The organism is Mycolicibacterium boenickei (assembly GCF_010731295.1).
In the GTDB taxonomy this organism is placed as follows: Bacteria; Actinomycetota; Actinomycetes; order Mycobacteriales; family Mycobacteriaceae; genus Mycobacterium; species Mycobacterium boenickei.
Genome location: NZ_AP022579.1, coordinates 940434 through 961147, shown reverse-complemented (window position 1 = coordinate 961147; position 20714 = coordinate 940434). Strand labels below are relative to the sequence as shown.

Sequence of the window (20714 nt, the reverse complement as noted above, 5' to 3'; positions counted from 1 at the left end):
CTTAGCGAGGCCGTACCGTGCAGTCGTGCTGCAGACGGTGCTCAACGATCTCGGGATCGCGGTGTTCGCGTCCTCGGGTGCCATGGTGGCGATCCGGAAGGGCTTCGATCTGTTCGGCATCGCGGCGCTGGGGGTGTTGACCGGCGTCAGCGGCGGCGTGATCCGCGATGTCTTCCTCGGTGTCCACCCGCCCACCTCTATTCAGCAGTGGCCCAACATCACGGTTGCCTTGGCGGCGACGGCCGTGGCCACGCTCACTGCCAAGCATCTGATCCGGTTCAATCACATCGTGCTGCCGCTGGACGCGATCGGCATGGGCTTCTTCGCGACCTCCGGCGCGGCCTTCGCCGTCGACCACGGGGCCAGTTGGTTCGCGGCGGTGCTGATCGGTATGACCACGGCGATCGGCGGCGGCATCATCCGCGACGTGCTGGTCCGCGAGATCCCGATGTTGATGCGGCCCGACGATCTGTATGCCGTCCCGGCGATGATCGGTGCGACGGCCTACGCGGTCATCGACTACTTCGGCCCGCAGTGGATCGGCCTGGTGGTGGGGACGGTACTGGCGACGACGTTGCGCCTGGCCGGGCTGGCGTTCGGCTGGCGGTTGCCGACCGGGCCATCGGACCTGATCGTCGGTGACGACTCCTAGCGGAGCGTGGCCGCCAGCACCCGGCACAGCGCGTCGACCGCGGGGCCGAAGGCGTGCTCCGCGGGTCCCCCGAATCCGATGATCACCCCGTCGGGGTCCGGGGTGTCCGGCCCGGCCAGCGGGTGCCGCATGATCGACAGCCCGGACAGCGCGATGCCGGCCTCCCCGGCCCGGCGCAGCACCTCCGGTTCGGCCCCGTCGGGCAGGGTGAGCAGCATATTCACCCCAGCCGCCAATCCGCCGACGCCGATGGTGCGGTCGAACCGGGCCAGTGCGGCGACCAGCTCGTCGCGGCGCCGTCGGTAGCGGGTGCGCATCCGCCGGATGTGCCGGTCGTAGGCGCCGCTGTTGATGAAGTCGGCCAGCGTCAGCGCGGTGAGGGCGTCGACGTGGTACTGGGCCCCGCCCGCCGCCGCGATCACCGGGTCGATCAGCGCATCGGGCAGCACCATCCAGCCCACTCGCATCACCTGGGCCAGGCTCTTGCTGGCCGAGCCCAGGTAGACGACATGTTCCGGGTTCAGTGCCTGCAGGGCGCCGACGGGTTGGCGGTCGTAGCGGAACTCACCGTCGTAGTCGTCGTCGACGACGTAGCCGCCGGTGCGCTGGGCCCAGTCGATGACCGCGGTGCGCCGGGCCGGGTGCAGGGCCATGCCGAACGGGCTCTGATGCGCGGGGGTCAGGAGGACCGCGGGGGTGTCGAGCCGGTCGAGGTCGCTGATCACCGCGCCGTGGTCGTCGATGCCGATCGGAGTCGTCGGCACGCCGAGCGCCGCGAGGGTGTCGCGGAAGATGAACAGTCCATGGGCCTCGACCGCGACCGGGCGCCGGGTGCCGAGTACCCGCCCCATCAGGTCGACGCCGTCGCGCACGCCCGAACAGATCACGATCGACTCCGGGGTGGCACGCACCCCACGCACGCGGCCCAGGTATTCGGTGAGTGCTTCCCGCAGCGGCAGCGGTCCGCGCGGATCCCCCATCCGCAGGGCGGAGACCGGTGCGTTCGTGACCGCCCGACGCGCCGACGCCAACCAGGCCGACCGCGGAAACTCCGACACGTCGGGGGAACCGGGCATCAGGTTGTGCCGCGGGACGGCAGGTACGCGGCGCGGGCGCGGCGCCGGTCGCGGTGCGGCGCTGCGGGCCACCCAGGTGCCCGCGCCCTGGCGTGACGCCAGCCAGCCCTCGGCGACCAGTTCGGCGTAGGCCTCGGCCACGGTGTTGCGCGCCAATCCCAGATCGGAGGCCAGGGTGCGCGACGGCGGCAGCCGTGTGTCGGTGCTGAGCCTGCCGCCGCGAATGCCGTCCCGGAGCGCGGTGATCAGCTGTTCGCGGGCGGTGCGGCTGCCGGGCTCGATCAGCGCGCGCAAGTCCAGATGCAGGTCCCGGCTAGCTGAATTGGCCCGCGAAGTCACCGCATTATTGAACCATCTAGGCGGTATTTTCCCGGCTAGCGTTGAGGACATGACACAGACACTCGAGCCCGCCGCGACCGTCGACCGCCTCAAGATCTACAAGGTTTCGCCCGAGCTCTACGACGCGATGATGACCCTGTCGAACGCCGCCGCCAAAGACCTCGACCCGACGATCGGTGAGTTGGTCAAGATCCGCGCATCGCAGATCAACCACTGCGCGTTCTGCCTCGACATGCACACCCACGACGCCCGCAAGCAGGGCGAGACCGAGCAGCGACTCGCGCTCATCGCGGCCTGGCAGGAAGCAGGTGACCTGTTCACCGAGCGTGAGCAGGCCGCGCTGGCGCTGACCGAGGCCATCACCGAACTGGGTAACGGCCACGTGCCCGACGGCGTGTACGCGCGCGCCGCCGCCGCGTTCACCGAACGTGAGCTCGGTCAGGTGATCGCGATGGCCGTCACCATCAACGCCTGGAACCGGATCAACGTCACCGTGCGGATGCCCGCTCCGCGGCGCTGACCGCGGGACACTGGAGAGGTGCAGACCCGGTCAGGTGCGGATATCACGGTGCACGGCGCACTCGTGCACAAGCTGCACCGGCCGGGCACTGATCCGCGCGCACTGCGTGCCCGCCTGCGCGCCGGCAGTCGCGTTGATGCCCTGGTGAGCCCGGTATCCGAGCTGCCCGATGCGGTGAACGGTCGCTGTCTCACCCGGTGGCCGCTGGTGGAAACCCTTGCGGTGCAACCCGAATGCGTGCCATGGGCTGATATCGGGCGGCTGCTGGCGGCGTTGCACACCGAACCGGTCGTCGAGCGGCTGCCACCGCACGGCTGGCCGGCGAGGCTGCGGCGCGCGGTCGACCGGACCCGGTGCCGCGGCGATCGAGTGGTGTTGCGGGCCGCGGCCGGTCTGCCCGACGCCGCGTGGCGGCCCGGATCCCCGGGCCGGCCGCGCAGCCTCGTGCACGGCGACTTTCACCTGGGCCAAGTAGGACGGCGCGACGGGCGCTGGCAGCTCATCGATGTTGACGACCTCGGATTGGGCGATCCGGCTTGGGATTTGGCGCGCCCTGCCGGGTTCTGGGCGGCCGGGCTCATTCCCGACGCCGATTGGTTCCGGTTCCTCGACGCGTACCGGGCCGCCGGGGGCCCGGCCTTGCCGCAGCCGGATCCGTGGCCCGCGCTGGAACCGTTCGCCCGGGCCGCCGTCATCCAGGCCGCCGCCAACGATCCCGACGACGAACTGCTGACGGCGGCCTGCGCGCGGATGCCTCAGCTGGAGAAGAACAGCCGGCCGAAGCCTTGCTTGCGGTAGTGCTTGTTCCCGCGGTGGCCCCAGCCGGGGCCGTAGTCCGAGTAGCCCTGGGAGTAACCCGGATGTGCCTGCGGGGCAGGCGGTGGCGGCGCCTGGACGAACCGGTTCTCCATCTGGGTCAGCGCCTCCAGCTCGCCGAAATCCAGGAAGATGCCGCGGCAGGTGTCGCATTGCTCCAGGTGGATGCCGTTGCGCTCGTAGGTCTTCATGACCCCGGCGCACTTCGGACACAGCAGGGTATTGCCTACGCCGGGCGATGCAGGGGGCTTCGGGGGCTCATATGGCGGAATGCTCATATCGCCATAACGTCCAACTCCGCTGTGAAGTGCCTGTGAAATACGAGCCGGCGCAGGGGTGTTTGCCAAGGTTCAAATGTGAGGTCAGTCACAGAACGGAATATCGACGGCCAACTCCTTGAATCGATCTTCGGCCGTTCAGTTAATCCGGCCGTTCGGCACTGCGTAACGGAACGTTTACACAGCAAGCGCAAACTCGGCCCGGTTGACGAGGCGGCGCACGACGTCGCCGCTGTCGGCGGCAATCCTTCCGCTCATCGTGATTGCCCGCGCGGACGTTCATGCAACGGGCAAAACGCCAGTTCCTACCCCATGGCGGGGTTCCGCGGCGGCGGTCTCGTCCGACCTCGCCGCCCCCGCGGTCCCAGGCGCTCACAGGCAACCGACAGTAAGGGTGTGATGTAAGCCGCTGCGGATCTAGCAAACTTTGTATCGCGGTTTGTCTGCGTGGGTGACCGGAAACCGTTGCCGTTGCCGCCCGGATGCCGCCCGGTTACGTTTCCTCCTGCCAATCATGAGCAAGGCATGAGAGCCGGATGTGACGTCCCTAATCGGGCGGCCGAACGTCAATGGATCTCAAGGGTGGGGGCCCTGGTTGGTGACGCACGTATCGGATCACCGACATAGCTAGGGAGAACATGAAGGCATTCAGTCGAGTGCTGGTCGCATTGGTGACCGCAATGGCCGGGGTCCTCGCGGGCCTGTTCATAGGCACGGGCACTTCTCATGCGGGTCTGGACAACGAACTGAGCCTGGTCGATGGTCAGGACCGGACCCTGACCGTTCAGCAGTGGGACACCTTCCTCAACGGTGTGTTCCCGCTGGACCGCAACCGGCTGACCCGTGAGTGGTTCCATTCCGGTCGCGCCAAGTACACGGTGGCCGGCCCGGGCGCCGATGACTTCGAGGGCACCTTGGAGCTGGGTTATCAGATCGGCTTCCCCTGGTCGCTGGGCGTGGGGATCAACTTCTCCTACACCACCCCGAACATCCTGATCGACGACGGTGACATCACCGGCCCGCCCTTCGGCCTGAACTCGGTCATCACCCCGAACCTGTTCCCGGGTGTGTCGATCAGCGCCGACCTGGGCAACGGCCCCGGCATCCAGGAAGTGGCCACCTTCTCGGTGGACGTCAAGGGCGCGGCCGGCGGTGTGGCGGTGTCCAACGCGCACGGCACCGTGACCGGCGCGGCCGGTGGTGTGCTGCTGCGTCCGTTCGCCCGGCTGATCGCCTCGACCGGTGACAGCGTCACCACCTACGGCGAGCCCTGGAACATGAATTAAGGACATGATCGTCCGGTAATCGCTTGCCCAATCGGCGCGTCCCTCTCCTTTCCGGAGCAAGGGGCGCGCCGATTGCCATGTCGGCGGCTACGGTGGCCTCATGGCGCCGCAGAGCCCGGTTTCAGTGCTCGGGGAGGACGAGTGCTGGCAGCTGCTGTCGAGCGTGACGCTGGGTCGCCTGGTATCGACGATCGGCACCCGCCTGGAGATCTTCCCGGTGAACTTCGTCGTCCAGCGCCGCACGGTGCTGTTCCGGACCGCCGAGGGCACCAAGTTGATCAGCACCCTGCTCAACGACCGGGTGCTGTTCGAGGCCGACTATCACACGGGCGCCGGCGGATGGAGCGTGATCGTGCGCGGCGTACCGCATCTCCTTGAGGCTCCCGACGAGATCGCCGAGGCCGAGCGCGGCCAGCTGTTGTCGTGGATCGCCACCACGAAGCGCCGGTACGTGAGGATCCAGCCGAAGGAGATCTCCGGCCGCAGGTTCGTGTTCGGCGCCGTGCCCGACGACGTGTAGGCGCTCAGACCCAGTACGGCACGCGTGCGCGGTACTGGCGCATGGCCAACGCCGCGAGCGTCCAGCCGATCGCGGTGAGCACCAGCACCACTACCCAGTGCCGCACTTCCTGGTCGGCACCGAGCAGGGGCGCGCGCACGATGTCGAGGTAGTGCAGCAGCGGGTTGAGTTCGACGATCTTCGCCCACGAACCGGCACCCTGCTGCTGCAGCGTCGACTCGTTCCAGATGATCGGCGTCATGAAGAACAGCAACTGGACGATCGACGCCAGCAGCGGGCCGATGTCGCGGTACCGGGTGGCCAGGATGCCGAAACAGATCGACACCCAGACGCAGTTCAGCACGATCAGGCCCAGCGCAGGGATGACCGCGAGGTCGATCCACTTCCAGGGTTTCGGATAGATGATCGCGATGATCACGAAGATGACGATGTTGTGGCCGAACAGGATCAGCTGCCGCCAGACCAGTCGGTAGACGTGCACCGACAGCGGTGTCGGAAGTTGTTTGATCAGGCCCTCATTGGCGATGAACACCTCGGAACCCTCGAGGATCGAGGCGTTGATCAGATTCCAGATGATCAGCCCGAGGGTGACGTAGGGCAGGTGTTCTTCGAGTGGGAGCTTGAACAGCTTCGAGTACAGCAGGCCCATCGCCACTGCGGTGGTGCCGGTGGCGATGGTGATCCAGAACGGGCCGAGCACACTGCGTCGGTAGCGCTGTTTGATGTCCTGCCAGCCCAGGTGCAGCCACAGTTCCCGTTTGGCGAAACCTTCGCGTAGGTCGCGCACGGCCCGGGCCATGGTCTTGGAATCGGACGCCGCGTCGGTGAACGTCATCTGTAACTCCTCCCGTCGCTTCGCTCGCCCCGCAAGAACCTTTCCCGCCTGCCCAACCGCCGCAGGCGGATCCATTCGCGCAGACCCGCGGGGTCGCGTCGGGACACCAGAAAGTACCAGCCGAACCGCACCCACTCCTGCGGCAGCAGTTTGCGCAATCCGGGCTGGGAGAGCAGGTAGCCCCGGTTGCGGTAGGTGAAGAACCGTTTGGTTTCGTCGTCGGGATACTGCGTGTGCATCCGGCCGCCGAGGATCGGCTTGAACTCATCGGTGCCGCACGGGTGCAGATAGCTTGCGGTCAAACAGGTTCCGAACGGCAGTCCGGAGCGCACGAGCCGGCGGTGCAGTTCGACCTCGTCGCCGCGGACGAACAGACGCAGGTCCGGCACGCCGACGGCCTCGACGGTGGCGGCCCGGAACAGTGCGCCGTTGAACAACGACGCGATTCCGGGCAGCAGATCGCCCTCGCTCTCGGTGCGCAATTCGCTGACCAGCCGGCGCCACACCAGTCCGCGGCGCAGCGGGAAGGCCAGACGCTGCGGATCGTCGAGGTTGCACACCATCGGTGACACCTCGGCCAGGCTGTACTGCTCGGCGCAGGACAGCAGCGTGGACAGCACGGTGTCGTCCGCGGGGCGGCCGTCGTCGTCTGCCAGCCAGATCCAGTCGGCCCCCTGTGCCAGGGCGTGCAGCATGCCCAACGCGAAACCGCCTGCGCCACCGAGGTTTCGGCGGGATCCGAGGTAGCTCGCCGGCACCGGCTGGCCGAGCACCAACTCGCGGACCGCCTCGTCGTTGTCGTTGTCGACGACGATCAGGTGGTCGGGTCTGCGGTCCTGGGCCACCACCGCGGCAAGGGACTTGGCCAGCAGCTCACGTCGCCGGTGGGTGACGATCACCGCGATGACGGTCTGCTTGTCAGGCGTCACGCGCGGTTTCCTCCAGCACCTCGCGCACATGACGCGCGGCGTCCGGGCCCTCGTAAGCGCCCACGACCTCTTCGATGCCGCCGGTCATCTTGATGGTGCCGTGGTCGATCCACATCGCGGTCTTGCACAGCCGGGCCAGGAATTCGTTGGAATGGCTTGCGAACACCAGGATTCCGGACCGTTCCACCAGGCTCTGCAGCCGTGACTGCGCCTTCTTGAGGAACTCGGCGTCGACGGCTCCGATGCCCTCGTCGAGCAGCAGGATCTCGGGGTCGATGCTGGTGACCACACCCATCGCCAGGCGCACCCGCATGCCGGTCGAGTAGGTGCGCAGCGGCATCGACAGGTACTCGCCGAGTTCGGTGAACTCCGCGATCTCGTCGACCTTGGCCAGCATCTGCTTGCGGGTCTGTCCGAGGAACAGACCGCGGATGATGATGTTCTCGAAACCCGAGATCTCCGGGTCCATCCCGACCCCGAGGTCGAATACCGGGGCCACCCGGCCAGTGACCGTGGCCGAGCCGCGAGTCGGCTCGTAGATGCCTGAAAGTAGCCGTAGCAGTGTGGATTTGCCCGCACCGTTGTGGCCGACCAACCCGACCCGGTCACCCATTTTCAGCGACATCGTGATGTCGCGTAGTGCTTCGATGACGACGACGTTGGACTCGTTGCGTCCGATGGCGCCGCCGGCCTTACCGAGGAACGCCTTCTTCAGTGAACGCGTCTTGGCGTCGAAGATGGGGAACTCCACCCATGCTTCGCGCGTCGAGATGTACGGATCAGACAACGCGACCTACAGGTACTGACCGGTGCCGGGGTGCGACGTGCCACCGCGCTGTCCGCCAGGGACCTGCAGACCCGGCGGGAGGGCGCCCTGGCGCATCTGCTCGAGCTGTGCGCGGGCAGCCATCTGCTGGGCGAACAACGCCGTCTGGATGCCGTGGAACAGGCCTTCCAGCCAGCCGACCAACTGCGCCTGGGCGATGCGCAGTTCGGCATCGGACGGCACGCTGTCCTCGGTGAAGGGCAGCGTCAGCCGCTCGAGTTCTTCGCGCAGCTCGGGAGCCAGGCCGTCCTCGAGTTCGCGGATGCTGGTCCGGTGGATGTCGCGCAGCCGGTTGCGGCTGGCGTCGTCGAGCGGAGCCGCGCGCACCTCTTCGAGCAGTTGCTTGATCATGGTGCCGATGCGCATGACCTTCGCCGGTTGTTCGACGAGGTCTGTCAGCGACTTGCCGTCAGCTTCGGCATCGGTCTCGTCTGACGTGCTGGCCAGGATCTCGATGTTGTCGTCGTCGGGGTTGATGGTCATTTGCCTTCCCTCGAAGCAGTGCTGTCTCGTGTCATTTTTTCTTGGTGGCCGCGTTCTCACCGTGCCAGCGGTAGATGCGGGCCTCACCGTTGTCGTAGATCTTCTCCCACGACCGTGAGCTGTCTAGCGACACTAGTCCGTCCGGCATGACGAACCCTCGGACCACCGGTGTGCTGGTGAGCACGTAGCGGATGTCGAGGGCGTCGACGGCCTCGGCAACGCGGGGATCGGTATCCGCGTCGTCGGCGTAGGCCCAGAAGATGAACCGGTGGTATCCCGGGCCCTGTTGCACCGGGTAGTCGTAGTGCGTCCACAGCGGGTGCAGCCCCGATACCGCGTACATCCAGGCCGTGCCGTCGGTGTTGGCGTCACCGATCAACGTGGCGCGGGCATCGGGCAAAGTGGCCAGGTAGGCGAAGGCTTCGAGGTCCTTCGCGTCGATCATCACCGAGTCGTACTTCTGTCCGAACAGGTACTTGTGTCGGGGGAAGTAATGCCAGGCCAGGCCAACGGCGGTGGCGACCAGCGCGACGGCGGCCGTGGCGCGAATCCACACCGGGCGGGCGCCGGTCCGGCGCAGTGCGGCTGCGGCGAGCAGGACCAGTGCGCACAGGCCGATCCCGGCCATCGGCGCGTAGAGCATCGTGACGACCGCCGACAGGCGACGCGGATCGCTGTAGAACAGGTCGCTGAACTTGCCGGTGATGACGCCCAGCGGTCCACCGAACGGTGCGCCGGAATGCACGATCGAGGCGATGAGGATCAGCCAGACCGCGAGTGGCCACCAGATCTTCTTGACCAGCATGACCAGCCCGCCGATGGCGGCGAGTGCGATCAAGATGTTCTGGATCGGGAAGTCGTTGAGGTGGCGGGTGTGCTGGACGATCGCCGCGAACAGTGAGTGCTTCTTGCCGAGGTGGTTGACGAAGGCGTGGCCCACGATGATGTCGGCTTGCTGAAGGACCCCGAGGAACTGGGGGAGCAGGATCAGCAGGGTCGGCACGGCGACGGCGGCCAGCGCCAGGAAGTCGGACAGCCGGCCGCGGACCGGCCGCCACAGCGCTTCCCCCAGCCACCAGACAGCGACCAGCAGCACGGTCACGACGCCGCCGGTGAGGTGTACCGAGAAGACGCCGACGGTCGCGAGTACGGCCAGGCCGATGCGGTCGCGATGCGCCGGTACGGAGGTGATCAGCGCGAATGCCGGCACGGCGAGCCCGTACGCGACCAGGTTGGGCATTGCCGCCACATCGAATTCGACGTAGGGCACCGCGGTGAACGACGCCGCGAGCGCCGCAGCGGCCGCCGCCGCGACGGCCGTGCGCATCTCGCAGGTGTGCGGGCGGACCATCTTCCACGTCAGCACCGCCGCGCTGACCGGGAACAGCCACACCGCCGCGGTGACCGAACTCACGGTGTACGCGGTGGTCGCGGCGGCACCGGTGATCTGGCAATAGACGGCGGCCAGAGCGTGGAAGGCCGACGGGTAGTACAGCGCCTCGTGGGTTTCGACGTTGCGCAGCTCGCCCATGTGGGTCGGTGAGGCCTGGCCGGTGTCGAGGATCCACCGGATGGTGTTGGCATGCCACACCGAGTCCCAGGTGCTGGGGATCGACTGCCAGTGCGCCAGCCCGGCGACGGCCGCGGCAGCAATCAGTGCGGCGCCGAGCAGCACTCCCACCGCAACCACCACGGCGGGCCGCCGCGTCATCCCGGAGGCCTCGGCGTCGCGGTCACGGTAGCGGGTCAGCACCCGCCGTAATCCGGCCGCAATGGCGGCGACGATCGCCACAGCAAACAACGCCGCCCACGCGTTCCACGGCACGCCGATCGCTCCGAGCGGAACGATCGTCAACGCGACAGTGCCGTAGGTCAAGGCTGGACCCACTGCAACCGCCGCAGCAACGGTCAGTCCGCCCGCCCTGGCTATCAGCGCCCCGGGGATCACCAGCAACAACAGTGCGATTAGCACTCCGAACCCGAAGCCCACTGGACTAGTATGGCTGCCCAGGGTGACCCGGTCCGAGCATGGTCTCGGAAGTGCAAACGTGCTCCTCGGGCGCTCACCAAATCGTGTCGGTTTGTGATATCTGCGGACGCTCTAAGGTGGCTGGCATGGCATACGACGTCGCCCGGGTACGGGGCTTGCACCCGTCGTTGGGCGATGGGTGGGTTCACTTTGACGCCCAGCACGGCATGTTGGTGCCCGACTCGGTCGCGACGACGGTCTCCACCGCCTTCCGCGGCTCGATGCCGACCGCTGTCGGGCCGCACCCATCTGCCCGCCGCAGTGCGGCCGTCCTCACCGCTGCCCGCCAAGCTGTCGCCGACCTGGTCAACGCCGATCCGCGGGGTGTGGTGCTCGGTGCGGACCGGGCTCAGTTGCTGACCGCGTTGGCCGAGGCGTCTTCGAGCCGGGTCGGCCTCGGTTACGAGGTGGTGGTCACCCGCCTGGACGACGAGGCGAACATCGCGCCGTGGCTGCGGGCCGCGAATCGCTATGGCGCCAAGGTCAAGTGGGCCGAGGTCGACATCGAGACCGGTGAGCTGCCGACCTGGCAGTGGGAAGGGCTGATCGACAAGCCGACCCGCCTGGTGGCCATCGCATCGGCATCGTCGACGTTGGGAACCGTCACCGATCTGGGCGAGGTGACGAAGCTCACCCACGAGGTCGGCGGAATGGTCGTCGTCGATCACTCGGCGGCGGCTCCGTACCGGCTGATCGACATCAACGAGATCGACGCCGACGTGGTCGCCCTCAACGCGGTGCCGTGGGGCGGCCCGCCGATCGGCGCGCTGGTGTTCCGCGACCCGTCGACGCTCGATTCGTTGGCCTCGGTGTCGCTGGACCCGCACGCCACCGGTCCGGCCCGCCTCGAGGTGGGTATGCACCAGTACGGCCTTCTGGGCGGCGTGGTGGCCAGCATCGAGTACCTGTCGAATCTCGATGATTCGGCCAGCGGCTCGCGGCGTGAGCGGCTGGCCGTGTCGATGCGGTCGGCGAATGCGTACCTGGACCGGCTGTTCGAGTACCTGGTTGCCTCGCTGCGCTCGTTGCCGTTGGTCATGGTGATCGGGCGGCCGGAGTCGCAGATTCCGGTGCTGAGCTTCGTCGTGCGCGACATCCCGGCCGAACGGGTGGTGCAGCGGTTGGCCGACAACGGCATCCTGGCGATCTCGAATGCCAGCTCCCGCGTGCTCGACGTGATCGGCGTCAACGACATCGGTGGCGCGGTGACGGTCGGGCTGTCGCACTACTCGACGGGCGCCGAGGTCGATCAGCTCGTGCGGGCGCTGGCCTCGCTGGGCTGATCTGTGCTCCTCGCGTGCGCGGGCTAGACCGTCAGCACGATCTTTCCCGACACCTCGCCGGAAGCCAGTAACTCATGCGCCCGCTGGGCCTCCTGGATGGGCAGTTCGGCGCCGATGATCGGACGCACCCGTCCGTCGGCGATCATCGGCCAGACATTGTCGAGCACCGCCCGCACCACTTCGCCCTTGCCGCCGGGGCCGTGCACCGGCCGGGGACGCAGCGAGGTGGCGATGACACCGGCCCGTTTTCCCAGCAGTTTTGCGATGTTCAGCTCGGCCTTGATGCCGCCCTGCATGCCGATGATCACCAGCCGTCCGCCGGCGGCCAGGGCGTCGATATTGCGGTCCAGGTAGGCCGCTCCCATGATGTCGAGGATCACGTCGACGCCCGCACCGCCGGTTTCGGCCCGCACCCGCTCCACGAAGTCCTCGTCGCGGTAGTTGATGGTGATGTCGGCGCCCAATTCGCGGCACACCGCGAGCTTCTCGGCCGAGCCGGCCGTGACCGCGACGCGGGCGCCGAGCGCGTGGGCGACCTGGGTGCCGTGGGTGCCGATGCCGCTGGCGCCGCCGTGCAGCAGCACGATCTGACCGGCCGTCAAGCCGGCGGTCATCACGAGGTTCGACCACACCGTGCAGGCCACCTCGGGCAGTCCTGCGGAGTCCCGGAGAGCAACGCCATCAGGCAATGGCAACACTTGTTCGGCCGGTACGGCGACGTACTCGGCGTAGCCGCCCCCGGCGAGCAATGCGCACACCTGTTGCCCAACTGACCAGTCGGTAACATTCGCACCGACGGCTGCGACGGTCCCCGAAACCTCCAATCCGATGGTGTCGCTGGCGCCTGGCGGGGGCGGATACTTGCCCGCGGCTTGGAGCAGGTCGGCGCGATTGACGCCGGCGGCGTGGACCCGGATCAAGATTTCGTCGTTTGCTGCTTCGACATCAGCGACGTTTTCCCAGGTCAGATGGCCGTTGGTGGACGCAACAATTGCATGCATTTTTTCCACGCTACAAGCCTTCTGTTTCCCAAGCGCAGCAATACTGACGTCCCTTACGATTGCGCCCATGGCGGGGATGATTGCGGGGCGCACGGCGGGTGACATGCCGGGCCTGGACATCGCCGAGCAGAGGTCATGGCAGAACTACCTCGACTCGGCGTTGCGAATGTATGCGACCTTGAACCGGTCGCTGGTGGACGCACATCACCTGACCCTCAACGATGTGCGCCTGCTCGACATCTTGGACAAGTCGTCGACCGGGTCTGCCCGGATGGGCGATCTGGCCGAGCGGTTGATGTCTCTGCCCAGCCGGGTGACCCGGCAGATCCGGCGGCTGGAAGTGCAGAACCTGGTCACCAGGTGCGCCAGTCCCGACGATGGGCGCGGAGTGGTCGCCACGATCACCGAAGAGGGCCGGGTCGCAGTTCGTGAGGCGATGGTGACGTACGGACAGGGTGTCCGGTCACACTTTCTCGGCAGGCTCTCGCGTCCGCAGATCGCGGCGATGGGGGAGAACTGCCGCCGGATCAGTGTCGCGCTGAAGAGCGGAGCGCCGCCCGCCCACATCGGTCGGGTGTAAAGCCCGTACTCTTGTCGGCGGTGGCGTGGCAGAGCGGCCTAATGCACTCGCCTTGAAAGCGAGAGACGGCTAACACCGTCCGGGGGTTCAAATCCCTCCGCCACCGCCATCAGTGGCTAGGCGGTGCGCAGCACCTTGTTCATCGGCTTGCCGCGTGCGAGTTCGTCGACGAGCTTGTCGAGGTAGCGGATCTTCCGCATCAGCGGATCCTCGATCTCCTGGACCTTCACCCCGCATACGACGCGTCGAGACGACGGCGGTTCAGCTGGATGCGGATGGCCGCGGGGCGGATCGTTGGCTAATGCGCGCCTGGAGTTTGCTGAAGTTACGATTTACGTTATGGCATGTGTGGATGAATCGGACTGGCCCTTTGCTACGCCGGTCAACATCGCGGCCTTCACGACCCGTCAGGTCCTCGAGGATGGCCTACCGATCTTGACCGTGTTCCACGATCACCAAGGTGAATGGCAGTTCGTGTGTGAGACTCCGGACCCGGTCCGGGAGATCAAGCTCGCGTGCATGGGGTGCGTGGTCGGCGCCGACCCATCGCTGCGCGCGTTGGCGGATCTCCCGGTGGGCTGGTTGGCATTCCGGCCCTCGCCGGAGCACGAGTGGTACCGCGAGGAAATGCCTCCCGACGAGGTCGAGGACGACTCCACCCTTCACCGGTAGACGACAAACTTGATCCCCGCACTCATCGAGTCTGTGAACTGCAATATCCAGCATCAGATGTGTTCGGGAACAGGCGATTTCGCTGCGGACGAGCGATGTGCCGGATCAGTCGGTGTCGTAGTACCACCAGCGCGGCATCACCTCGGGGCCGACCCGCGGATCGCCGTCCCGATCAGGTCCCTCCATCCCGGATGGTACGTAGAGCAGCCCGTCCCAACTGTGCTCGAACTTGATCAGGACGGTGCCGGTCGAGTTCGTCTGCACGGTAGCGGGGTAGCTGCCGATCCAGCGGTGCTGGGTCTCGCCGCGTCCCGGCGGATGATCCGCCACCGCAAGCACTTCGGGACGCGCATGAGCCCACCGCACCTTCTGCAGCACGCCGGTTCCGATCAGGAACATCGACAGGGCGAGCACCGCGGCGATCGCCGCGATAGGGGTCGCCACCCGCCGACCGCGCGCAGCACAGACCCCGAAGTAGACCGCACCGGCCAGTAGCAGCGGGGGTCCGACGAAGAACGCCGGGAAGATCCAGCCCATGCGCTCGAACGGACCGCCGCACCACACCAGCGTCCAGCACAGGTAGGCCGCCGCTGCGACGAATACGACGTCGACGGCGCGGAGCAACCACGCGGTGACTGAACGGCAGTGCGGCTTCGCGGACACCTCAGCCACGTCGGACTATCCGGGGTTGCAGCACCCGGCTCCACACCTCGCGGATCGCCACTCCGAGCAATACCAGGAGGAACACGAGTAGCGGCGGAAGTTCGAGATCGCCTCCGCCGAGGAACCCCGCCCGTTCGTAGAGCGCGGTGAGGATGATCGCCGCGCCGATTACCGGAGCAAGCACAGTCCCCGCACCTATCAGCCACCGCCGCCCGAGGGCAGCTTCGACCATCGCCGCGATAACGGTGACCACCAGGGCGGCCACCGCGACGGTCGAGATGATGTTCGCGGCGTAGAACGGATCGCTCAGACCCGGCGGTGGCTGGTTGGTCAGTGGCTCGTAGGCGGTCCATCCGGAATCGGCTTGGCCCAGACCGGAACCGAAGAGGGAATCCGCGCTGTAATCCGCGTAGCGGCGCGGCATCCCGCCACCCATCGTCAAGCCCAACTCCGACATCAACCGGCCGACGACGAATACCCACCAGCTCACGTGACCGGTGACCTGGGCGATCCGCGAGGTCAGAAGACTCCCGCCGGAAAGCTCGACGCGGCTCATCCGATCACCGGCAGTCCGTTCGGCCCGATCTGCGGCGGTGGCATGAAGCACGGCGGAATCCCAGGCGCGTACGGCGGCACACAGGGTTGTGGGAAGCACGGCTGCCCGTTCCAATAAGACGGCTGGTTCGGCGGGCACACCGTCATAGGCTCAGCACCGGCCATCGGTGCGTCGGGCAGGGCGGTGGCTGCGACGAGCGCGACGGCGATGGCTGCGAAGGCGGCAAGCGAATTTGCCGTAAAGATGCGATTTGGCTCAAATATCGTCGTCGGACGCATATTGACCAACAATAGCGCGTAACTGCTAAGTGTCGCGCGCTCGGACGGCAGTCAGATCGCGTCGCCGGGAACGTTGGTGCCGACCTGGAGGCCACCCTCGTTGATCCCGCCGCCACCGTGATACTCGTTCAGGTACTCCCCGTGCCATCGCGGCCAGTCCAGGTAGACGGCGCCCGCGACCGCACGGTAGCGCCGGTACTGCCCACGTGCGGTGCGCAGCGAACGCCGAGCTTCCCGCGCAGCTCGCCAGGCCGCGTTCCTGGCCGAGGACTCTTGTGCGGAGGTCAACTCGACGGGCGGGTCCCGGAAGAGATGTCGGTTGCTGAACATGCAGTTCAGTCTAAGTCTGCGCACCTAGTGATGCATGTCGAGCGCTTTTATGTAGTTGCTGACCAGGCTTCTATCCTGCCGTTCAACGCTGTCCCGGGGTGACCCAGCCGAGCTCCGGCCCGGTCAACACCAACATCCGCCGAAGGACGAGGTGTGCTCGTCGGTCTCGATCGACTCCTCGTGCACCACGGTGGAACCGCCCCGTGGGTCGAAGTGCAATACCGAGCTGACGGGGTCGTGCCGGATCCACACCGCCACCGACAACGGATGCCTCGGGCGGAAAATGTAGGAGACGAGTTGGATTTCGCCGGGCCTACCGAGAGCGCGGACATCGGATACCGCCGCCCGTATCCGCTGATCCGACAGATCCGCAGCCGTGAACGCCGTCTCGCCCGCGTGCAGGTCGGCAATCGAGTCCATGTCCTCCACCTCGCCGTCACGCACCCAATACAGGTGCAGCTGACCGTCGTGGGCGACGGCCTCGACCGAGATCAAGTTGGACGTGACGTCCACTCGCCGCATCGGCAGGTCGCCAAGCTCTGCGCGTACCACGTCAAATTCTTGGTCCAGCCGCTGTGAGGAAAACAGCTCCTCGTCCGTGACGTCGCCCAGTGCGCGGGTGATCCGGCTGGGAACGTCGACGACGACCATGATCACCGCTGCGACGGCCACGACGACGGACACAGCGATGACTGCGACGTACTTGACCCGGTGGTTCGGGCGTGGCGCGTCGGGCTCGGGTTCCGTCGTGTTCATGGCCGAATGCTTCCACAGCCGGCGGCCAGTGCCGCGTCGATGTCCGCGACCCGGTGCGCACTGATGCCCCATGGCTCATCGAGCCCGAGGCGAGAGTCCAGATCCCACAGGACGCACCGTTCACCCGGCTCAGCGACCATGGACCAAGCGATGACGGTGCGGCGCAACTGTTCATCCACGCATTCGCCGACCGCTGGGGCGGCGGGCGGAGCACCGCCCTCGGGATGGTGGTGCAGGAACTCCCCGTAGGCGGCGTCACAGAATGCCGCATAGCGCACAGTGCACAGGATCAGGCCATGCCAGGCTTCATCGACTGCGCGCGAGGGCATTCCGATGATCTGACCGTCGCGTAGTGCTACCGCGCAGCATCGAAACCACTGCCGCAGGCCGACTTCGACGAGTTCACGCGGTTGCCAGGGGCAGGTCTTGAATACCGCCTCCGGCAACTCCAGATCGGCGATGACCTGCCCGGCGGTATGCCGGGCGCGGGCCTTCCGCAGCGTGATCATCAGCAGCCACCGCCCCCGCAACCTCCGCCACAGCTGCTTCCACCACCGCAGCCGCTGTGTCCACCGCCGCAACTCGAGTGGCCCCCATGGTGTCCGTCGCCGAGACCGAAGTCAGCGCCAGTCGCCCAGATGGCGGCTCCGCCGGCGCCGGCAACAGCCCCGAACCTGCCGCGGCGGGCAGCCCCAAGCCCACGAAGCCGCCGCCGTTTGACGGTTGCGAAGATCGCGAAGAGCGCGATGTCGAACGCGATGACCGCCACCGGAATCATCCACCACATGATCTCGTCCTCCCGTGTCGTCTGTGTCGTTACGGGACGAAGCGGACCACGCGCCGCGACGCTACCGATCCCAATTCCGGTGTTGCACCGGGCCGGTACCGTCCGCGCCGGGCTACGCGGTGCGCAGCACCTTGTTCATCGGCTTGCCGCGTGCGAGTTCGTCGACGAGCTTGTCGAGGTAGCGGATCTTCCGCATCAGCGGATCCTCGATCTCCTGGACCTTCACCCCGCATACGACGCCGGTGATCAGCGAGGCGTTCGGGTTCAGCGAGGCGGCGGCGAAGAACTCCGAAAACGTGGTCTCGTCATCGAGGTGGTCCCGCAGCGTCGTCTGATCGAAGCCGGTCAGCCAGCAGATGGCCTCGTCGAGTTCGGCCTGTGTGCGGCCCTTGCGCTGCATCTTCGCCAGGTAGTGCGGGTACACCGCGGCGACGGCGGTGCCGAAGATCCGGTGCTCCATGCGTCGAGGCTACGGCGCGGTGGCGCCCCTACCGTAACCGCTTGTCGGAGTGTCGGTTGCGCATCCTCGTCGGCGTCAGGCCTCGTGCTTCTCGGCCGCCTCCAGCGCTTCCATGATCTTCAACGAGAGGAAGGTCATGGGGCCCTTGTCGGCGAACTTGTCGGCCACGTTGCCCGCGATGCCGCCCTGTATCGCGAGCTCGCCGATCAGGTCGAGCTTGAGTTGCGGGCTGCCCTCGGAGAAGTCGAGATCGGCCAGGTCCACCCACACGATGTTGGGGCGGGTGGTGGACTCGTAGACGTAGCGCTTGTTGGTGAGGTCGAGCACCACTTGCCAAATGGTCTGCGAGGCATCGGGTTTCCCTGGGTCGGGGATGCGGAAGGGCTGCGCGGCGTTGCGGATCACCGAGAACATGCCCGCGATGGCCTCGACCTGACTGGATGGCGTGGGCAGCCGGCTGGCGTAGTAGCTGGCTCGGGCGAAGCGGTCACTGGCCAGGGTGGAGCCCGGGAGTGGCTGGGCGCCGCCGAGACCGGTGAACGACTTCACCAGCTCCAGCTGCTGATCGAAGGTCGGTGAATTGGTCATCACCCGGTAGTCCCGCGAGTGGTACACCCGAGCGTGGCCGTCGACGTACTCGATGATGGCCGAGTCGCCGGTTGCGTCGTCGAGGGCCAGGTGCAGGCCGGGCCGGGCGCCGCCGGTGGGATCGTCCATCTGCACCACCTGCACGTCGGTCTCGGCGATCCAGGCGACGGCGTCGGCGACGGTGGCGAAGTTGTCGAGGAAGTACTGCAGCCAGATGGCCTGACCGAGCTGGGTTCGCGAGGAATCGGGTTCGCCGTAGGTCGATTCGGCCAGCCACAGGATGTGCCCCGCCAGGCCCGCCTCGTTCAGTCCGTCCACAGAGGTGATGTCGAAGGCGGAGGCGATGACGCTGCCGTACTTCGAGGTCCAGGTGAGCTTGCCGGACACCGCGTCGTCACGGTCGACGCCTCGGGGTTGCTTCCACAGGTTGGTCATCAGGTCTTTGTGGAAGTCCATGTTCCGGCCGACCAGGACCGCATCTCCGGCCTCGGGCCAGATGACTCGCGTGCACATTGGAACGAGCCTAGGTGTTCGCTGGACGTGATTTCGGTGAGCGACCAAATTCGTATGACGATATGGTGTTTCCAAACTGAAAAGGAAACTGTATGAAGCAGATAGCTCGGTCATCGGTGGTGGACGCCGTTGTCGATCAGCTTCGCCAGCGCATCCACAACGGGACCTGGCCGATCGGCATGAAGATACCCACCGAGGTCAAGCTCATCGAGATGCTCGGTGTGAGCCGCCCTTCTCTGCGTGAGGCAGTGCGGTCGCTCGTTCAGCTCGGGCTGCTGGAGACCCGGCAGGGCGACGGCACCTATGTCGTGGCCAAGGATGAGGTCAAGGTGGCGCTGCAGAACGTCATGCGGGCCGCCGATTTGGACGAGGTCACCGCGGTGCGCCAGTCCCTGGATTCGCTTGCCGCGGCGCAAGCCGCGAGCCGCCGTACGGATGACGACCTGGCCGAGTTGAGGGCCGCCTTGGACGGGCGTCGCGCAGCGGTCCGGGACGGCGATGTCGATGCCTTCGTCGAACATGATGTGGCGTTCCACCTCGGGATCGCCCGGGTGTCGGGAAACAGCCTGCTGTGCAGTCTCTATCAGAGTTTCGAAGGCGTGCTGCGCGACTCGATCCGGCGGTTCAATTATCCGGTGGTCGTGGACGACCCGAGCAGCGAGATGCACGAGCGGATTCTGCTGGCGATCGAACGGGCCGATGCCGAGGCTGCGGCAACGGCCGCGCGCGGCTTGCTCGAGGCTCACAAACACGACGGAAGCGGATCTGTCGGCTGACTGCGGTGAATAAAACGACGTTGAAACACGTTCTAATACGTCGATCATGACCGGCATGCTTAGAAGGAAGACCCTGGTGAGAGGGTAAAAATTCATCAGATGATATGCTCACCACCTATTTTGGGTGAGGAGGGAAATGGAGCGGATAGCCCGGGTGTCGCTGGTCGACTCGGCCGTAGAGCGTTTGCGTAATGAGATCTGCAGCGGGACGTGGCCTATCGGCAGCAAGATCCCGTCAGAATCCGAATTGGGCGGAGTTCTCGGCGTCAGCCGGCCTTCGATTCGTGAGGCGTTGCGGTCGCTGGTTCATCTCGGTCTCATCGAGACCCGTCAGGGGGACGGGACCTATGTCATCGCTGACGACCAGACCACGGTCGCGATGAGTCAGGCGATTGCCAGGGCTCGCGATCGGGATAAGAGCGTGGTCTTCCGGTCTCTCGACATGCTCGCGGCCCGGGAAGCGGCGAGTAACCGTACGGCGGAAGATCTTTCGGCCTTACGTGGTCATCTCGACGCGCGCCGCGCCGCCAGTGCCGCCGCGGATGCCGGCTCCTTCGCCCGTCACGACGTCGCCTTCCATGTCTGCGTGGCGCGGGCCACGCACAACAGCCTGCTGGCAGCGCTGTATCAGAGCTTCGAGGACACGCTGCACAAGGCGGTCGGCCTCGCCGCGGGGGACGGCTGTGCCGGCGATCCGCGTTCCGATTCCCACGAACAGTTGTTCTGGGCGATCCAGCGCGGCGATCAGCGTTCGGCGATCAAGGCCGCGGGCGGGGCGCTCGACACGCACTGAGTCGCGGCGACCTGCGGGGCCTCGCTGATTCCACTTCTTTCACCCAGAAGTAACCTACGGTCCCGTAACCTACGCTACCGTAGGTTACG

General features: G+C 66.5%; 25 protein-coding genes, 1 tRNA gene and 1 pseudogene. 11 read left to right on the top strand and 16 right to left on the bottom strand.

What is annotated here, in order from left to right:
* Window positions 1-25: 25 nt before the first annotated feature.
* Window positions 26-652: a trimeric intracellular cation channel family protein gene (locus tag G6N57_RS04410; protein ID WP_077740658.1), complete on the top strand. Its 627-nt coding sequence runs from the start codon at window positions 26-28 to the stop codon at window positions 650-652.
* On the opposite strand, the gene pdxR is transcribed toward G6N57_RS04410, so the two are convergent.
* Entirely contained in the window at window positions 649-2067 is a 1419-nt protein-coding gene (gene pdxR / locus G6N57_RS04405; protein ID WP_097926425.1) for a MocR-like pyridoxine biosynthesis transcription factor PdxR, read from the bottom strand. The genes G6N57_RS04410 and pdxR overlap by 4 nt on opposite strands.
* A 49-nt stretch (window positions 2068-2116) precedes the next feature.
* Between pdxR and G6N57_RS04400 the strand changes: the two genes are divergently transcribed.
* Window positions 2117-2587: a carboxymuconolactone decarboxylase family protein gene (locus G6N57_RS04400; protein ID WP_077744007.1), complete on the top strand. Its 471-nt coding sequence runs from the start codon at window positions 2117-2119 to the stop codon at window positions 2585-2587.
* An 18-nt stretch (window positions 2588-2605) separates the two neighbouring features.
* Window positions 2606-3385: a phosphotransferase family protein gene (locus G6N57_RS04395; RefSeq protein ID WP_097926426.1), complete on the top strand. Its 780-nt coding sequence runs from the start codon at window positions 2606-2608 to the stop codon at window positions 3383-3385.
* Here the strand turns inward: G6N57_RS04395 and G6N57_RS04390 are convergent.
* Window positions 3343-3594 carry a TFIIB-type zinc ribbon-containing protein gene (locus G6N57_RS04390; RefSeq protein WP_234815845.1) on the bottom strand — a complete coding sequence of 84 codons (252 nt, stop codon included), beginning with the start codon at window positions 3592-3594 and terminating at the stop codon, window positions 3343-3345. The genes G6N57_RS04395 and G6N57_RS04390 overlap by 43 nt on opposite strands.
* A gap of 725 nt (window positions 3595-4319) precedes the next feature.
* On the opposite strand from G6N57_RS04390, the gene G6N57_RS04385 reads away from it, so the two are divergent.
* Window positions 4320-4967, top strand: a complete 648-nt coding sequence (locus G6N57_RS04385; protein ID WP_077740655.1) for a porin MspA — start codon at window positions 4320-4322, stop codon at window positions 4965-4967.
* 100 nt (window positions 4968-5067) lie between these two features.
* A complete protein-coding gene (locus G6N57_RS04380; RefSeq protein ID WP_077740654.1) occupies window positions 5068-5487 on the top strand; it encodes a pyridoxamine 5'-phosphate oxidase family protein in 420 nt (139 codons plus the stop codon).
* 4 nt (window positions 5488-5491) lie between these two features.
* Here the strand turns inward: G6N57_RS04380 and wzm are convergent, their stop codons facing one another.
* From wzm to G6N57_RS04355, 5 genes are read right to left on the bottom strand one after another with little or no spacing between them, the layout of a single operon-like run.
* Window positions 5492-6322, bottom strand: a complete 831-nt coding sequence (gene wzm, locus G6N57_RS04375; RefSeq protein ID WP_077740653.1) for a galactan export ABC transporter permease subunit Wzm/RfbD — start codon at window positions 6320-6322, stop codon at window positions 5492-5494.
* On the bottom strand, window positions 6319-7251 hold the full coding sequence (gene glfT1, locus G6N57_RS04370; RefSeq protein ID WP_077740652.1) for a galactofuranosyltransferase GlfT1: 933 nt from the start codon (window positions 7249-7251) through the stop codon (window positions 6319-6321). Before glfT1 ends, wzm begins: the two co-directional genes overlap by 4 nt.
* Window positions 7241-8038, bottom strand: a complete 798-nt coding sequence (wzt, locus tag G6N57_RS04365) for a galactan export ABC transporter ATP-binding subunit Wzt/RfbE (RefSeq protein ID WP_077740651.1) — start codon at window positions 8036-8038, stop codon at window positions 7241-7243. Before wzt ends, glfT1 begins: the two co-directional genes overlap by 11 nt.
* 6 nt (window positions 8039-8044) lie before the next feature.
* A complete protein-coding gene (locus tag G6N57_RS04360) occupies window positions 8045-8560 on the bottom strand; it encodes a bacterial proteasome activator family protein (protein ID WP_077740650.1) in 516 nt (171 codons plus the stop codon).
* Between the two features lie 31 nt (window positions 8561-8591).
* Entirely contained in the window at window positions 8592-10550 is a 1959-nt protein-coding gene (locus G6N57_RS04355) for a DUF6541 family protein (protein WP_097926428.1), read from the bottom strand.
* Between the two features lie 125 nt (window positions 10551-10675).
* Here G6N57_RS04355 and G6N57_RS04350 point away from each other — a divergent pair, with 125 nt between their 5' ends.
* Entirely contained in the window at window positions 10676-11872 is a 1197-nt protein-coding gene (locus G6N57_RS04350) for a cysteine desulfurase-like protein (protein WP_077740648.1), read from the top strand.
* A gap of 23 nt (window positions 11873-11895) precedes the next feature.
* On the opposite strand, the gene G6N57_RS04345 is transcribed toward G6N57_RS04350, so the two are convergent.
* The gene (locus G6N57_RS04345) at window positions 11896-12873 is read right to left on the bottom strand and encodes an NAD(P)H-quinone oxidoreductase (RefSeq protein ID WP_077741923.1); all 978 of its coding nucleotides are present in this window, start codon (window positions 12871-12873) and stop codon (window positions 11896-11898) included.
* A 67-nt stretch (window positions 12874-12940) separates the two neighbouring features.
* Here G6N57_RS04345 and G6N57_RS04340 point away from each other — a divergent pair, with 67 nt between their 5' ends.
* Window positions 12941-13453 (top strand): MarR family winged helix-turn-helix transcriptional regulator, encoded by a 513-nt coding sequence (locus tag G6N57_RS04340; protein WP_036443009.1) that lies wholly within the window; start codon window positions 12941-12943, stop codon window positions 13451-13453.
* A gap of 19 nt (window positions 13454-13472) precedes the next feature.
* A tRNA-Ser gene (locus G6N57_RS04335) sits at window positions 13473-13562 on the top strand.
* Window positions 13563-13569: 7 nt separating this feature from the next.
* Here G6N57_RS04335 and G6N57_RS04330 read toward each other — a convergent pair.
* Window positions 13570-13695: pseudogene (locus G6N57_RS04330) on the bottom strand (DUF2200 family protein); the annotation flags it as partial.
* Between the two features lie 97 nt (window positions 13696-13792).
* On the opposite strand from G6N57_RS04330, the gene G6N57_RS04325 reads away from it, so the two are divergent.
* Complete coding sequence (locus tag G6N57_RS04325; RefSeq protein ID WP_097926383.1) at window positions 13793-14125, top strand: hypothetical protein; 333 nt, start codon at window positions 13793-13795, stop codon at window positions 14123-14125.
* Between the two features lie 105 nt (window positions 14126-14230).
* Here G6N57_RS04325 and G6N57_RS04320 read toward each other — a convergent pair whose 3' ends face one another.
* The 7 genes from G6N57_RS04320 to G6N57_RS04290 all read right to left on the bottom strand — a co-directional run bounded on the left by G6N57_RS04320 (window position 14231) and on the right by G6N57_RS04290 (window position 19056).
* The gene (locus tag G6N57_RS04320) at window positions 14231-14797 is read right to left on the bottom strand and encodes a hypothetical protein (RefSeq protein ID WP_077740646.1); all 567 of its coding nucleotides are present in this window, start codon (window positions 14795-14797) and stop codon (window positions 14231-14233) included.
* The gene (locus tag G6N57_RS04315) at window positions 14790-15344 is read right to left on the bottom strand and encodes a hypothetical protein (RefSeq protein ID WP_077741922.1); all 555 of its coding nucleotides are present in this window, start codon (window positions 15342-15344) and stop codon (window positions 14790-14792) included. The genes G6N57_RS04320 and G6N57_RS04315 overlap by 8 nt, the downstream gene beginning before the upstream one ends.
* 329 nt (window positions 15345-15673) lie before the next feature.
* Window positions 15674-15952 carry a hypothetical protein gene (locus tag G6N57_RS04310; protein WP_077740645.1) on the bottom strand — a complete coding sequence of 93 codons (279 nt, stop codon included), beginning with the start codon at window positions 15950-15952 and terminating at the stop codon, window positions 15674-15676.
* Window positions 15953-16075: 123 nt separating this feature from the next.
* A complete protein-coding gene (locus G6N57_RS04305; protein ID WP_077740644.1) occupies window positions 16076-16708 on the bottom strand; it encodes a hypothetical protein in 633 nt (210 codons plus the stop codon).
* Window positions 16705-17217 (bottom strand): UCP032817 domain-containing protein, encoded by a 513-nt coding sequence (locus G6N57_RS04300; RefSeq protein WP_077740643.1) that lies wholly within the window; start codon window positions 17215-17217, stop codon window positions 16705-16707. The genes G6N57_RS04305 and G6N57_RS04300 overlap by 4 nt, the downstream gene beginning before the upstream one ends.
* A gap of 390 nt (window positions 17218-17607) precedes the next feature.
* Window positions 17608-17955, bottom strand: coding sequence for a DUF2200 domain-containing protein (locus tag G6N57_RS04295; protein ID WP_077740641.1), 348 nt, complete (start codon window positions 17953-17955; stop codon window positions 17608-17610).
* Window positions 17956-18030: 75 nt separating this feature from the next.
* Complete coding sequence (locus tag G6N57_RS04290; RefSeq protein WP_077740640.1) at window positions 18031-19056, bottom strand: bile salt hydrolase; 1026 nt, start codon at window positions 19054-19056, stop codon at window positions 18031-18033.
* A gap of 92 nt (window positions 19057-19148) precedes the next feature.
* Here G6N57_RS04290 and G6N57_RS04285 point away from each other — a divergent pair, with 92 nt between their 5' ends.
* Window positions 19149-19832, top strand: coding sequence for a FadR/GntR family transcriptional regulator (locus G6N57_RS04285; RefSeq protein WP_077740639.1), 684 nt, complete (start codon window positions 19149-19151; stop codon window positions 19830-19832).
* Window positions 19833-19986: 154 nt separating this feature from the next.
* Window positions 19987-20625 (top strand): FadR/GntR family transcriptional regulator, encoded by a 639-nt coding sequence (locus G6N57_RS04280; RefSeq protein ID WP_162563943.1) that lies wholly within the window; start codon window positions 19987-19989, stop codon window positions 20623-20625.
* Window positions 20626-20714: the final 89 nt, after the last annotated feature.